We start from the raw sequence: 13,880 nt of genomic DNA on the forward strand, positions 1-13,880 counted from the left end.
TAGGCGCCCAGGCGCTCGAAGATCTCTGGCCGCCGCCGCGCCACCTGTCGCAAACCACCGGTCAAGACCTGTTCGACAGGATAACGCAGAGCCATCAACATATCGGCCGCGAGGTGATCGGCCGATGGACGTGATCGCCCTGTCCAAGTCGTCTTTCGGCGATATCGCGTTGACATGAAGCGCCCTCTTGAGGGCTCGGGATATGCCTTGCCGCCTGCGGCGCGCGATAGGGCGTTGAAGGGGTCGCGAGCGCGCACAATGAGCAAGTCGAACCTTGCCGATGATCAAGTCCGCCAGGACCCGACCTAGAAATCCTCCCAGGTTTACAGGGCGACCCCATGGGCTCGCGCCGCGCCGCCGCCGAAGCTTGGCCGATAAACGCTCGCCGTCGCGCGCTCACCGCGGACCGGCGGCGTCGAAAACGACCCGACCAGACGAAACTGGGCCATGGATCGCGACAGTTCGGCCGCTTCATTGGCCAGCGAAACGCTGGCGGCGGTGCTCTGCTCCACCATCGCGGCGTTCTGCTGGGTGACCTGATCCATCTGATTGACCGCCGTATTGACCTGCTGAAGGCCGGTCGCCTGTTCCTGAGCCGAGGCCGAAATCGACTCGACGATGCCGGTGATCCGTCCCACCAGGTCGGCGATATGGGTCAGGGCCGCGCCGGTTTGGCCGACCAGATCCACCCCCGCATCGACCTGACGCGAGGAGGCGCCGATCAGCAGGCGAATTTCCTTGGCCGCGCCCGCTGAGCGCTGGGCCAGGGCGCGCACCTCTTGGGCGACCACCGCGAACCCACGGCCCGCGTCACCCGCCCGGGCGGCCTCGACCCCAGCGTTGAGCGCAAGCAGGTTGGTCTGGAAGGCGATTTCGTCGATCACGCCGACGATCTGACCGATCTGGCCGGCGGAAGCTTGGATGGCGCTCATCGACTCCACCGCGCGACTGACCAATCCGACGCTACGATCGGCCTCGTCCTTGGCGGCCGAGACGATCTGGTGGGCGTCGGTGGAGCCCTCGGCGGTCCGCATCACCGTCCCGGTGATCTCGTCAAGGGTGGCGGCGGTCTCCTCAAGGCTGGCGGCCTGTTGTTCGGTGCGCCGCGACAGGTCGCTGGCGGCTTCGCTGATCTCCTGGGAGCCGGAGCCAATCGCCTCGGCGTTCAGGATGATCAGTCCCATGGTGTCGTTGAGCTTGGCCACCGCGGCGTTGAAGTCGGCGCGAAGCTGTTCGTATTCGGGCGCGAAGCTCTGCGTCAGCCGCTGGGTCAGGTCGCCAGCCGATAGCTTGCCCAATCCATCAGCGATGGCGGCGACCACGGCCGCCTGCTGGGCCGCCGCCAGAGCGCGTTGGGCCTCATGCTCATGCCGCTCGTCCTCGGCGGCGGCGCGTTGGGCGGCGGTCAGGGTCTCCAGATCCAACTTCTCGATGGCGTTCTGGCGGAAGATCAGCACCGCCTGGGCCATGTCTCCGACCTCGTCGCGGCGACCGATCGCCGGGATTTCCACATCGTGGCGGCCGGCGGCCAGGGCGCCCATGGTTTGGGTCATGGCCGCCACCGGAACCGCGACGCCGCGAGTCAGGAACCAACCAGCGAGACCGGCGAGCGCCACCACGACGCCCGATCCCAGCCATAGGGTCAGGGCCGACTGACCGACCGCGGCGCGATGGGCCAAGGTCCGCCGTTGATAGACTTGGTCGATATTTGCCGCGATGGTGGCGCTCAGCGCTTGGGCCGTGGCCAAATTGCCGCCGCCGATCATGGCGACCGCCTGCGGCAGCTCTGCCGGGTCGCTCGCCAGCCGAATCTGCGTCAGGGCCTCGTCGCGTCGCCAGGCGTTGGCGGCGGTGTCCATCTGACCGACCAGCGCCAGGTTCTTGCGATCGGTTGCGACCTGACGCAGATGCCTAAGCGCGGCGTCATAGGCGCGGCCTTCCTGGCGATAGTGTTCCACGAAGGCGGGATCTTGCGTGGCGACGAACGCGCGCACGGCGCTTTCCTGCGCCAGAAGCGCGGTGTCCATCGCGGCGCGATCTTCCATCACCATGTTGGTGACGTCCTTGGCCGCCGCCGCGGCGGTGATGGTCGAAAGATTGAAATGGACGATTGCGCTGACGCCGATGAAGACGGCGATGATCGCACTGAAGGCGACGGACAGTTTTCGCGAGATGCGAAGATGCGACAGCATGGGGATCTCGGGGGTGACGAAGGCCTCGCGCCTGGATGAGGGGCCTGAGAAAGCGCGAGGCAAGCGAGCGCCTGGTCCACGCACCAGGATCGAACGCCGGGGCTGCCAAGAGGACCGCATCCAGCGTCATGATCACCCTTACATAGGACGCGCCGGTTGCGATTGACCTCCGTCAGCTTCGGTCTGGTTGAATGTCAGGAGTCCGGGAGGCGAAAGTATAGCTTGGCTTTCCCGAGGACGGATCGCCCCCTTCCACGACAGGGCCACGGCCGCTCCAGGGCTCGCGGGGTGAACAGCTCGGTCAGCGCTGCGGTCGCCCCGTACTCAGCAAATGCCGCGCTATGATGTCGCGCTGCATCTCGCTGGCTCCCGAATAGATGGTGGCGGCGCGCAGGCTCAGCCGCCGGGCCATGGCCCGCGCTCCGGCGTCCAGCGCCTCGCTCCCGGCCAGGTCGTCTGCCACGCCCAGGGCGCCAAGCGCTGCCGCCGCCGCGTCGCCGGCGATCTCCATCGCCAGTTCGGCGACCTGCTGATTTAACTGGCTGCCCACCAGCTTGAGCATGGAGGGCGCGATCTGATCGTGGGGGCCAGGTCGGCCCGACGGAAGCGCCGCCAATTCCAGCTGCTCGAAGGCGTCCACCTCGATCGCCAGACTCGCCAGGCGACGGCGCAGGTCGGGATCGACGCCGGACCCGGACTGGAACAGCCGCTCGGCGGCGTGGCGATGAGCGCGACGCACCAGGGCCGCGGGGGTGTTGTTGGCGCGAGCCAACTGCATCAGCCGCTTGGCCATAGACCACCCATCATTTTCAGCCCCAATCCGGTTCTCTGCGGGGACGATCACGTCATCGAAGAAAACCTGGTTGAATTCATGCTGCCCGGCCAGGTCGAGGATTGGCGAAACCGTGAGCCCGGGGCTGTCCATGTCGATCAGCAGGAAAGTTAGTCCCTGCTGACGGCGCTCGGAATCGGCGGTGCGAAAGATGCCAAACATGCGGTTGGCCAGATGCGCGCCTGTGGTCCAGATCTTGGTTCCATTGAGATGATAGGCCTCGCCGCGACGGACCGCGCGACAGGACACCGCCGCCAGGTCGGATCCAGCCTCCGGCTCAGAGAATCCCTGGCACCAGAGATCCTGGCCCGACAGGATCGCTCCCAGATAACGCGTCCGCTGCGCGTCGCTGCCCTGCTCGATCAGTAAGGGCCCCAGGCTCCGCAGCCCCCCAGCGAATAGCACCGGAGCGTCGTTCAAGGCGCATTCTCGGTCGAACAGGAAGCGCTGGCGAGCGCTCCAGCCCGTCCCGCCCCACGCCACCGGCCAACCCGGCGCGATCCAGCCCCGCGCGAACAGTCGCGCATGCCAGACCCTGCACGCCTCGATTTCGGAATGCACGCCAAGAGTTTGTCGGCCGGCCTGCCGAAGATCGGGCGTGAGCGCCTCCTCGAAGAAGGCGCTCACCAAGGCCAAGAAAGCCTCTTCCGACGCCGATCGCGTCGTATCCGGCTCGAGAAAGGGGGCTGCTCGACGAACCACTAAGCCGATCCCGGGTCCGCGCGATCCGCGGTCCTTTCCTCCTAGGCCGCCCAGACCCCTCGCGCCTTGATGGACCGCAAACGCCGTCGGTGAAGTCGCCGCTCGTCGGCTTGACGGGCGCCAAGCCTGACCACCCCAGCCGTGCGCCATCGCCGCGCACCCCCGGTTTGTCCTTGCTTGGCGCGATGGCGCGCCTATCGTCCGCGCCGCATGAACCCACCTGCCCCTCCCTCTTCGATCGGTCTGGATGACGGTGACGTCGGCGCAGCGAACCGATGGCCGATGATCACCCTGACCCAACAGCCCTTCGCGCCCGGTTTGCTGCTCGACGCCTTTTGCCGCGGTCGCGCCGAGGTCGGCGCGATAGCGAGCTTCACGGGCCTGGCGCGGGCCGAAGGCGGCGCGGCCCAGATCCTGGAGCTGGAGGCCTATCCAGGCTTCACCGACGCGGTGATCGCCGATTTCGCCGAAGGGGCCAAGACGCGGTTCGCGTTGGTGGACTATCAGATCGTCCACCGCACGGGCTCCATCGCCCCCGGCGAGGCGATCGTCTTCGTGGCCACCGCCGCCGCCCATCGCCGACCGGCGTTCGAAGCCTGCGACTTCCTGATGGACTATTTGAAAAGCCAGGCGCCGTTCTGGAAGAAGCAGCACGGCCCGCACGGCGTAAGTTGGATCGAGCCCACCGCTCAAGATCATGACGACGTTGGCCGATGGGACAACCCGCGCCTTCGCGCTGAGGGTTCTGACCGATGACCCGCCTGACCCACATCGACGACGAGGGACGGGCCCGGATGGTCGACGTCACGGACAAGGCGTCGACAACGCGCGAGGCCGTAGCGGTGGGCTTCGTGCGCATGGCGCCCCAAACCCTCACTCTGGCGCTATCGGGGACCGGCCGGAAGGGCGAGGTTCGGGCCGTGGCGGAGATCGCAGGGGTGATGGCCGCCAAGAAGACCTCCGATCTGATCCCACTGTGCCATCCGCTGGCCCTGAGCAAGGTGGAGGTCTCGGTCGAGGCAAGCGATGGCGGTTTGGCTGTGACCGCGCGCGTCAAGACCACCGGCCCGACCGGGGTGGAGATGGAAGCCCTGACCGCCGTCTCGGTGGCCTGCCTGACGATCTATGACATGCTCAAGGCCGCCGAGAAGGGCATGGTCATCGAGGCCGTGCGTCTGACCTCCAAGAGCGGCGGCAAATCGGGACCCTGGCTGTCGTCGGCCCCGGACGATGCTGGCCAATCCCAGCGCCTGCCGTGACGATCGTCTCCGTCGCCGGTGGCGCCGAACACAATAGAGGTCCAGGCTGAACTCGCGTCCAAGCGACCTTGATCTCGCGCAAGGGCTTGGTTTTTCAAATAGCCCAAGGTGCGACCATGACCGAAGACTCCCATTTTCAGCAACTGCTGAAGACCGCCGCCGCCCAGGTCCAGCCCCATCGCCTGCTGTTCGTGTTCGCCGGCGCCGAGCTGCCCGATCATCCGAGCGCGGCGCAGCGGGAAAACTTCCTGGCTGGGCGCGGCGGGGCCTTGGCGGCGTTGATGTGCGTCGACAAGGCCGCCAGCGAACTGACCGATTTCGACAGCTTGGCGCGCGAGTCCAGGGACGCCGGACCGCCGTGGCAGGTGGTGTTCGCCGCCGCCCTGTCTGGCCGCGACGGAAGCCCTCCGGCCAAGGCCGAGATCGACGCGGCGCTCAAGACGATGGTCGAGGCCGTCCGGGTCGGCGGCGTTGGCCAATACGCCGCCTTTGGCCCCGACGGCGATCCGCTTCATTTCCACTGAGCCGGCCGCCGCACGCGAACGCGGCCGATCAACCCCGACCCGTGTGTGGTGAAAGGCCGCCTAGGCTGTTGTTTCGTCGGCTTTGCAGCGCCGCGTCTGACCGTTAGCGTCAGGAGACCGCCGGTTAGGGAGACCCGCAAATGTGCGATCTCTACGCCCTCATGAAGGCGCGCGCCGAAGTCGCCGCCTTGGCGCGCGCCATGAGCGACCTCAACAACAACCAGCCGCCGATGCCGGGCATCTACCCGGACTACGCCGCGCCGATCATCACCCATGGCCAGGACGGCGGCCGGGTGATGCGTGACGCGCGTTGGGGCATGCCCTCGTCTAAGCAGGCCTTGTTCAAGGCCGCGACGGAGCGGGCCGACAAGCTGCGCGCCAAGGGCACGGAGTTCGACTTCGCCGAATTGCTGAAGATGGAGCCGGACAAGGGGACCACCAATGTGCGCAACACCACCAGCGAGAAAACCGGCAAGACCAACGCGCACTGGGCGCCCTGGCTGGGCGCGGGGAGCCGCTGCCTAGTACCGTTCACCTCCTTCGCCGAGCCGGACCAGGATCACGAGAAGACCCGCAAGAATATCTGGTTCGCCCTTGATGAGAGCCGCCCGCTGGCCTTCTTCGCCGGCATCTGGACGCCCCATGCCTGCGTACGGATGAAGAGCAAGGGCTGGGAGGAGATCGTGGCCTACGGCTTCCTGACCACGGACGCCGCCGAGCCCGTGAAGACCTACCATTCCAAGGCCATGCCGGTGATCCTGACCGAGCCGGAAGACTGGGACCTTTGGATGAGCGACGCGCCTTGGACCGAGGTCGCCAAGCTTCAACGTCCGCTCCCCGAGCGCCTGAAAATCGTGGCCTTCGGCGGCAAGGGCGACGAGGTCATTCCAGCCTGATCGAGGTCACCGCTCCGGCGGCGCCCAGGACCAGGGACCGTCATAAAGGTGGGGGAAGATCGCCACGTCCGTGGAGCCGCATCCCTGATCTCCGGAACACGACAGGCGCGCGGCGATATCGGCGATCTTGACGTGGGTCCGATCCCCGAACGTCTCCAACAGCGTCTCTGGCGTCCATTCGATCAGCCGCGGACATTCCCGGCAGCAGATGGCCAGCGAGTAGCCTTTTGTGAGAAAGGTCGAGACCGTGTCAGCGCCGACCTGACCCAGGTGGAAGCGTCGAATGAGCGCTTCGGGCGGGCGCTTCAACGTCGAGGGCGGAGGGGTGGGCGCCAAGGAGGATCTCCGCTCACTGACGTGCAAAGCGCGGCGGCCTAACCGGCGCGGCGCAGGGTCTCGTCTACCGTGGTTCCAGGCAACTGAACATAGAACCAGGCCAGCTCCGGATGACGCTCGGCAAGATCGGCGAACACGCGCCGGATCTTGCCGGTCAGCGCTGGAGTCCTGACGCACATCGACACCACCAGGGCCGCGCTGGTGCGCAAGGTCGGATTGCGAAGCGAGGCGCGCTGGTCTTCAAGCCGGCGCCGATAGCGGTTGGCGCTGAGGCCGTCGGGCAGATCGGCGATCGCCCGCTCCACGTCCTTGAGGGTCTGCGCGATGGTTTCGGCCAAGCCGATTTCCAGGGCCAGGAACAGAAACTCACCCTCTACGCGCGACACGCCCTGCTCTCCCATACGACCAAGATGGCGCGTTCGTTTCACGCCTTTTGGGTCGCGCGTTCAAGGAGAAAGTTCCTGTTTCGTTCACAGACTGCTACAGAGTTGGGGACATGGAGTCGCCGCCTCGCAAAATCATCCATATCGACATGGACGCCTTCTACGCGTCCATCGAGCAGCGCGATGATCCCAGCCTGCGAGGGCGGCCTGTCGTGGTCGGCTCGCCCGCCGCGCGCGGTGTGATCGCCGCGGCGAGCTACGAGGCCCGAAAATTCGGCGTGCGCTCGGCCATGCCCTCCGGCGCCGCCCTGCGCAAATGCCCCGAGCTGATCTTCGTGCCGCATCGCATGGAGGTCTATCGCGGCGTTTCCCAGCAGATCCACGCGGTCTTTGCCGACTACACCGACCTGATCGAACCGCTGTCACTGGACGAGGCCTACCTCGATGTCACCGCCGATCTGGCCGGCGTCGGCGCGGCGACCGAGACCGCGCGGCGGATCCGCCAGGCGATCCTCGACGAGACGGGACTGACCGCCTCGGCCGGGATTTCCTACAACAAGTTCCTGGCCAAGATGGCTTCGGACCAGAACAAGCCCAACGGCCAGTTCCTAGTGGCGCCGGGCCAGGGCGAGGCCTTCGTGGCCACCCTGCCGATCGGCCGTTTCCATGGCGTGGGCCAGGTCACCGAAGCCAAGATGAAGGGGCTTAAGATCGCGACCGGCGAGGATCTGCGTCAACAGTCTCTGGCGTTCCTCGTGCAGCATTTCGGCCGGGCCGGGCCCTGGTTCTACGCGATCGCCCGCGGGATCGACACGCGGCCGGTCAATCCCGACCGCGAGCGCAAGTCCTCCGGGTCGGAGACAACGTTCCAGACCGACCTTGTCGACACCAGCCGGATCGAGGCCGAGGTCGCCGCGCTCGCTGACAAGGTGTTCGCCTGGTGCGAAAAGGCTGGCGCCTACGGACGCACGGCCACGGTCAAGATCAAGTACGCCGACTTCGAGCAGGCCACCCGCCGACGCTCGCTCCCCGGCGCCATCACCGATGCGCAGACCCTACGCCAGGTCGCCCAGGATCTGGTCCGCTCGGTTTATCCGCTGCGGCTGGGCGTACGGCTCTTGGGCGTCACCGTCTCCAGTTTCACCAGCCCGCCGCCGACGTCGCAGACCGCCCTGCCCGTCTAGGCCGCGTCCAGGGCCGTCTCGCCCTGCCGGCCCTTACGACAGCTTCGGTCGCCCCCTAAAAATTCCGAGTCCGCCCAAACCCTTGCGCCGCCGCGATCTTGGCCCAGGCGTGCGCCTGCGCCGCACCCCTGGGCTGATTGACTCTCGCCGAGCCACGAGAACAAAGATGGAACAATATCATTTCATCCTCATGTCCCTCCGCTCCTCCCCCGCCGCGCTCGACGCGCTTCGCCGTCAGGTCCGCGCCCTCGAAACGCAGGACCGCACGACGCGCGCGGTGCTGCCGTTCGGCATCCCGGCGCTCGATGCGCGCCTACCGGACGGCGGCCTAGCCTATGGGGCGCTGCACGAAGTGGCCGGCGGGGCCGACGGCGCCTTGCACGGCGCGGCGGCGGCGAGCTTCGCGGCCGGGCTCCTGGCCCGCGCCGAGGGCGAGGTGCTGTGGTGCCTGCGCCAGCGCGACCTCTTCGCGCCGTTCCTCAGCCAGGTCGGCCTGCCGCCTGAGCGGATCATCTTCGCCGAGGCCGGCGATGAGGCCGGGGTGCTGGCCTCGATGGAGGAAGGCCTGCGTTGGCCGGGCCTGGCCGGGGTGATCGGCGAGGTCGGCAAGCTGTCGATGACCGCCTCGCGCCGGCTGCAGTTGGCGGCCGAGAAGAGCGGACAGATGGCGATCGCCATTCGACGATGGCGGCGGGTCGCCGACGCGGCCGACCTGGGCCAGCCGACGGCGGCGGCCACGCGGTGGCGGGTCTCGGCCCTGCCCTCCTCACCGCTGCCTGTCCCCGGCGTGGGCCGTCCCCGCTGGTTTCTCGAACTTCTCCGCTGCCGCGCCGGCGACGCCTTCGACATCGAGCTGGAAGCCTGTGACGCAAAGGGTCATCTCCGTGTTCCTGCCCCGCTGGCCGACCGACCGGTTGGCCCGGATGCAGGCGCAGACGCTGGGCAAGAGCGCGCCGCCGCCTGATGCGCCGACCATCATGGTCGGGCGTGTCGGCCGCCGCCGCGCGATCGCCCATATGAACCTGGCCGCCGCGCGCGCGGGCCTGCGCGTCGGCCAGCCCGTCGCCCACGCCACCGCCCTGGTCGCGGGCCTGGCGCTCTACGATCTCGACCCCGAGGGCGACCAAGCCGCCCTGCACCGCCTGGCCCTGTGGGCGCAACGTCTCTACTCGCCGACCGTCGCGGCCGATCCCGGCGATGGCCTGGTCATCGACGCCACCGGCTGCGCCCATCTGTTCGGCGGCGAAGACAAGATGCTGATCGATATCCGCGACCGCCTGGCCAAGGCCGGATTCGCCGCGCAGATCGCCATCGCCGACAGCTGGGGCGGGGCCCACGCCCTGGCCCGGTATTCCAGGCGATCGCTCTTCGTGGTCACCCCCGGCGCCACCGGTCGCGAACTGCAGGACCTGCCGGTGGCGGCCTTGCGCCTGCCGGCAGATCTCGTCCCGGCCTTGTCAAAGCTCGGCTTCGACACGATCGGCGAGCTGGAGGCCACGCCCAAGGGGCCCTTGACCCACCGCGTGGGCCTGGAGCCCGCCCGGCGCCTGGACCAGGCCTTCGCCCGGCAGGCCGAGCCGATCGAGCCGGTCCTCGCGCCTGAAACGCTCCGGGCCTGCAGGGTGTTCGCCGAGCCGATCGGCGCGCCCGAGACCCTGGCCCGCTATGTGACGCACTTGACCGCCGAGCTCTGCGCGGCCCTGGAGGCGGCCGGCCTGGGCGCCAAACGGCTCGACGCCTACTTCTTCCGGGTCGACAACCGCATCGAGACCGCGCGCATCGGCATGGCCGCGCCTACGCGCGACGCCAAGCGGCTGGCCAAGCTCCTGTGCGAGACGCTGGAAAACGTCGATCCGGGCTTTGGCGTCGACAAGATCCTGCTGGCCGCGCCTGGCGCGGAAGGCCTGGCCTACAAGCAGGACGAGGCGGCGATCGGGGCCGGCGCGTGCCAGGCCGCCGACCTCTCGGGGCTGATCGACACCCTGTCCAATCGGCTGGGTCCCGAGCATGTCTATCGGCTGGTCAGCGTGCAAAGCGACGTGCCCGAACGCTCGGTGAAGAAGGCGCCGGCGCTCGAGCGTCCCAAGGCCTTCTCCTGGCCGGCCGACTGGCCGCGCCCGACCCGGCTTTTCCCGCACCCTGAACCGATCGAGACCGTCGCCCTGCTGCCGGACGCCGCGCCGGCCTCGTTCACCTGGCGCGGCATGCGCCGGCGGGTCCGCCGGGCCGACGGCCCCGAGCGGGTGTTTGGCGAGTGGTGGAAGGCCGACGCGGAGCTGGCCCGCTCCCGCGACTATTTCCAGGTCGAGGACGAGGCGGGCGAGCGGTTCTGGATCTTTCGCGACGGCGACGGCGAGGATCTGGCCACCGGCTCACAGCGCTGGTTCATAGCGGGGGTGTTTGGGTGAAGATCTCCGCGCAAGCGCTTGAGGATCTTGGCGATTATGTCGAGCTGCAATGCGCCTCGCACTTCTCGCTCCTGCGCGGGGCCTCCTCGCCCGGCGAGCTGTTCGACGAGGCGCGGGCCCTGGGCTATCGCGCCTTGGCGATCTGCGACCGCAACAGCGTCGCCGGCATGGTCCGCGCCCATATCGCCGCCAAGGCCACGGGCGTGCGGCTGATCGTCGGCTGCGAGCTGGTGTTGCGCGACGGCATGACCCTCGTGGTTTTACCCACCGACCGGCCCGCCTATGGCCGCCTGTGCCGACTGCTGTCGCTGGGCAAGGCCCGGGCCGGCAAGGGCGAATGCGATCTGACCCTGCAGGACGTGACGGCCTACGCGGAGGGTCTGATCGCCATCCTGATCCCCGACGCCGCCGACGACGTCGCCGCTGCCCAGCTGAGAACGCTCAAGGCCGTGTTCGGCCCCGACACCCACATGGCGCTCACCCTGCGCCGCCGGCCGGGTGACGCTCTGCGCCTATATGAACTGGAGCAAATGGCGCGAACGGCCGGGGTGACGCCCGTGGTCACCAACCGGGTGCTGTTCCACGAAAAGGCCCGCCGCCTGCTGCAGGACGTCGTCACCTGCATTCGCGAAAAGACCACCATCGACGATGTCGGCTTCAAGCGCGACCGCCATGCCGACCGCTACCTGAAGGCTCCGGCCGAGATCGTGCGGCTCTTTCCGCGTCACGCCCAAGCCATCGCCGCCTCGGTGGCGATCGCCAAGCGTTGCCGCTTCTCGCTCGACGAGCTGGCCTATCAGTATCCCAATGAGGTCGCCGAGACGGGCAAGACGCCCCAGGAGACGCTGGAAGATCTGACCTGGGAAGGCGCGGCCGAACGCTTTCCGGACGGGATTACCCACGAGGTCAAGGCCATCCTCGATCATGAGCTGAAGCTGATTGGGACCCTGGGCTACGCGCCCTACTTCCTGACGGTCAATGCGATCGTCCGCTACGCCAGGAGCCAGGACATCCTGTGTCAGGGCCGCGGCTCGGCCGCCAATTCCGCGGTCTGTTACGTGCTGGGGATCACTAGCATCGACCCTGAGCGCAACGACCTGCTCTTCGAGCGCTTCGTGTCCCAGGAGCGCGACGAGCCGCCGGACATCGATGTGGATTTCGAGCACGCCCGGCGCGAGACCGTCATGCAATGGATCTTCGAGACCTACGGCCGCGATCGCTCGGCGATCGTCGCCGTCGTCCAGCGCTTTCGGCCGCGCGGCGCGGTGCGCGATGTCGGCAAGGTGCTGGGGATCCCCGAGGACATGACCAAGGCGCTGTCGAGCCAGGTCTGGAGCTTCTCGCGCGAGGAGATCGAGGAAAAGCACGCCCGCGACCTGGGCCTGGATCTGACCGATCGCCGCCTGCGCCTGACCCTGGAACTGGCCCAGCTGCTGCTCAACACCCCGCGCCATTTCTCCCAGCACCCCGGCGGCTTCGTGCTGACCCAGGATCGGCTGGACGAACTGACGCCGATCGAACCGGCGCGGATGGACGGCCGCCAGATCATCGAATGGGACAAGGACGACATCGACGAACTGAAGTTCATGAAGGTCGATGTGTTGGCGCTGGGCATGCTGACCTGCCTGAAGCGCGGCCTGGATTTACTGAAGGATCACAAGGGGATCGACCTGGATCTTGCGACGATCCCGCCCGAGGATCCGCGCACCTATGCGATGATCCGCAAGGCCGACACCCTGGGCGTCTTCCAGATCGAAAGCCGCGCACAGATGGCCATGCTGCCGCGCCTCAAGCCTCGATCCTTCTACGATCTCGTCATCGAGGTGGCGATCGTCCGACCCGGCCCGATCCAGGGCGACATGGTCCATCCCTATCTGCGCCGGCGCGAAGGCAAGGAAGCGGTTTGTTATCCCAAACCGGAGCTGGAGAAGGTGCTGGGCAAGACGCTGGGCGTGCCGCTCTTCCAGGAACAGGCCATGCGCGTGGCCATCGAATGCGCCGGCTTCACGCCCGGCGAGGCCGATCAGCTGCGCCGGGCCATGGCCACCTTCAAGTTCACCGGCGGGGTCAGTCACTTCAGGACCAAGCTGGTGGGCGGCATGGTCGAGCGCGGCTACCCACAGGACTTCGCCGAGCAGACCTTCGCCCAGCTCGAGGGCTTCGGCTCCTACGGCTTTCCCGAGAGCCATGCGGCCAGCTTCGCGCTTCTGGCCTACGCCTCCTCCTGGCTCAAGTGCCACCACCCGGAGATCTTCTGCGCGGCCCTGCTCAACAGCCAGCCGATGGGCTTCTACCAGCCGGCGCAGATCGTCCGCGACGCCATCGAGCACGGCGTCGAGATCCGGCCGATCTGCGTCAACGCCTCGCGCTGGGACTGCACCTTGGAGGAAAAGGCCGATGGCGCCTTCGCCGTGCGCCTGGGCCTGCGCATGGTCGGGGGCCTCGCCGAGGAAGACGCCGCGCGCCTGGTCCTGGCGCGCGCCGAAGACCCCTACCGCGTGATCGACGATCTCTGGCGGCGGGCTGGCGTCAAGACCGGCGCCCTCTCGCGCCTGGCCGAAGCCGACGCCTTCCAACCGAGCCTCGGCCTGGCGCGGCGCGAAGCGGCCTGGGCGATAAAGGGCCTACGTGATGTCGCCCTACCGCTCTTCGACCAGCCCGGCGCGGCCGAGCTCAACGAGCCGCCGCCGGCTCTGAAGGCCATGACCGAAGGCCGCGAGATTATCGAAGACTACAGCCATGTCGGCCTGTCCCTGCGTCGCCATCCGTTGGCCCTGCTGCGCCCCGACCTCGAAGGCCTCAAGCGCGTGCCCTGCCGGGTCGCCGCCGACGCTCGCGATGGCCGGTTCATCAAGACCGCCGGCCTGGTGCTGGTGCGCCAGATGCCCGGCACCGCCAAGGGGGTGATGTTCATGACCATCGAGGATGAGACAGGCGCGTCCAACCTGGTGATCTGGAAGACCCTCTACGAGAAGCAGCGCCGCATCGCGCTGGGCGCCCACCTGATCGGTGTCGATGGGCGCATCCAGCGCGAAGGCGATGTCGTCCACCTGGTGGCCTACCAGCTGCACGATCTCACGCCCCTGATGGCCACCTTGCAGGATCGCGGCGCCGACGCCGGGGACCTGGCCTGGGCGGCGCGTAGCCGCAATTTCTGCTGAGGA

Annotated in this window: 12 protein-coding genes; 8 read left to right on the forward strand and 4 right to left on the reverse strand. The window is 67.8% G+C overall.

Annotated elements, in window-relative coordinates:
• Positions 1-323: 323 nt before the first annotated feature.
• Positions 324-2,192 carry a methyl-accepting chemotaxis protein gene (locus tag AC1RJ9_RS24215; protein WP_492853385.1) on the reverse strand — a complete coding sequence of 623 codons (1,869 nt, stop codon included), beginning with the start codon at positions 2,190-2,192 and terminating at the stop codon, positions 324-326.
• 301 nt (positions 2,193-2,493) lie between these two features.
• Positions 2,494-3,726, reverse strand: coding sequence for an acyl-CoA dehydrogenase family protein (locus tag AC1RJ9_RS24220; RefSeq protein WP_492840790.1), 1,233 nt, complete (start codon positions 3,724-3,726; stop codon positions 2,494-2,496).
• A 282-nt stretch (positions 3,727-4,008) separates the two neighbouring features.
• Between AC1RJ9_RS24220 and AC1RJ9_RS24225 the strand changes: the two genes are divergently transcribed.
• The 4 genes from AC1RJ9_RS24225 to AC1RJ9_RS24240 all read left to right on the forward strand — a co-directional run bounded on the left by AC1RJ9_RS24225 (position 4,009) and on the right by AC1RJ9_RS24240 (position 6,405).
• Positions 4,009-4,482 carry a molybdenum cofactor biosynthesis protein MoaE gene (locus tag AC1RJ9_RS24225; protein WP_492840788.1) on the forward strand — a complete coding sequence of 158 codons (474 nt, stop codon included), beginning with the start codon at positions 4,009-4,011 and terminating at the stop codon, positions 4,480-4,482.
• Positions 4,479-4,985 (forward strand): cyclic pyranopterin monophosphate synthase MoaC, encoded by a 507-nt coding sequence (gene moaC / locus AC1RJ9_RS24230; RefSeq protein ID WP_492840786.1) that lies wholly within the window; start codon positions 4,479-4,481, stop codon positions 4,983-4,985. Before AC1RJ9_RS24225 ends, moaC begins: the two co-directional genes overlap by 4 nt.
• A 116-nt stretch (positions 4,986-5,101) precedes the next feature.
• Complete coding sequence (locus AC1RJ9_RS24235) at positions 5,102-5,509, forward strand: ribonucleotide reductase subunit alpha (protein WP_492840784.1); 408 nt, start codon at positions 5,102-5,104, stop codon at positions 5,507-5,509.
• Between the two features lie 140 nt (positions 5,510-5,649).
• A complete protein-coding gene (locus AC1RJ9_RS24240) occupies positions 5,650-6,405 on the forward strand; it encodes an SOS response-associated peptidase family protein (RefSeq protein WP_492840782.1) in 756 nt (251 codons plus the stop codon).
• A 6-nt stretch (positions 6,406-6,411) separates the two neighbouring features.
• Here the strand turns inward: AC1RJ9_RS24240 and AC1RJ9_RS24245 are convergent, their stop codons facing one another.
• On the reverse strand, positions 6,412-6,741 hold the full coding sequence (locus AC1RJ9_RS24245) for a hypothetical protein (protein ID WP_492840780.1): 330 nt from the start codon (positions 6,739-6,741) through the stop codon (positions 6,412-6,414).
• Between the two features lie 38 nt (positions 6,742-6,779).
• Positions 6,780-7,127: a hypothetical protein gene (locus AC1RJ9_RS24250; protein ID WP_492840778.1), complete on the reverse strand. Its 348-nt coding sequence runs from the start codon at positions 7,125-7,127 to the stop codon at positions 6,780-6,782.
• A gap of 110 nt (positions 7,128-7,237) precedes the next feature.
• Between AC1RJ9_RS24250 and dinB the strand changes: the two genes are divergently transcribed.
• From dinB to AC1RJ9_RS24270, 4 genes are all read left to right on the forward strand, one after another.
• The gene (dinB, locus tag AC1RJ9_RS24255) at positions 7,238-8,308 is read left to right on the forward strand and encodes a DNA polymerase IV (RefSeq protein ID WP_492840776.1); all 1,071 of its coding nucleotides are present in this window, start codon (positions 7,238-7,240) and stop codon (positions 8,306-8,308) included.
• Between the two features lie 166 nt (positions 8,309-8,474).
• Positions 8,475-9,272, forward strand: coding sequence for an ImuA family protein (locus AC1RJ9_RS24260; RefSeq protein WP_492840774.1), 798 nt, complete (start codon positions 8,475-8,477; stop codon positions 9,270-9,272).
• Positions 9,193-10,716 (forward strand): Y-family DNA polymerase, encoded by a 1,524-nt coding sequence (locus AC1RJ9_RS24265; RefSeq protein ID WP_492840772.1) that lies wholly within the window; start codon positions 9,193-9,195, stop codon positions 10,714-10,716. The genes AC1RJ9_RS24260 and AC1RJ9_RS24265 overlap by 80 nt, the downstream gene beginning before the upstream one ends.
• Complete coding sequence (locus AC1RJ9_RS24270) at positions 10,713-13,877, forward strand: error-prone DNA polymerase (protein WP_492840770.1); 3,165 nt, start codon at positions 10,713-10,715, stop codon at positions 13,875-13,877. The genes AC1RJ9_RS24265 and AC1RJ9_RS24270 overlap by 4 nt, the downstream gene beginning before the upstream one ends.
• Positions 13,878-13,880 lie beyond the last annotated feature (3 nt).

The organism is Caulobacter sp. GW822-FHT07D08, assembly GCF_058798735.1.

Bases quoted from the DNA above. Each gene is read 5' to 3' on its own strand.
- AC1RJ9_RS24260 (WP_492840774.1), top strand. From the start codon at position 8,475: ATGGAACAATATCATTTCATCCTCATGTCCCTCCGCTCCTCCCCCGCC.
- dinB (WP_492840776.1), top strand. From the start codon at position 7,238: ATGGAGTCGCCGCCTCGCAAAATCATCCATATCGACATGGACGCCTTC.
- AC1RJ9_RS24215 (WP_492853385.1), bottom strand. From the start codon at position 2,192: ATGCTGTCGCATCTTCGCATCTCGCGAAAACTGTCCGTCGCCTTCAGT.
- AC1RJ9_RS24235 (WP_492840784.1), top strand. From the start codon at position 5,102: ATGACCGAAGACTCCCATTTTCAGCAACTGCTGAAGACCGCCGCCGCC.
- AC1RJ9_RS24225 (WP_492840788.1), top strand. From the start codon at position 4,009: ATGATCACCCTGACCCAACAGCCCTTCGCGCCCGGTTTGCTGCTCGAC.
- AC1RJ9_RS24240 (WP_492840782.1), top strand. From the start codon at position 5,650: ATGTGCGATCTCTACGCCCTCATGAAGGCGCGCGCCGAAGTCGCCGCC.
- moaC (WP_492840786.1), top strand. From the start codon at position 4,479: ATGACCCGCCTGACCCACATCGACGACGAGGGACGGGCCCGGATGGTC.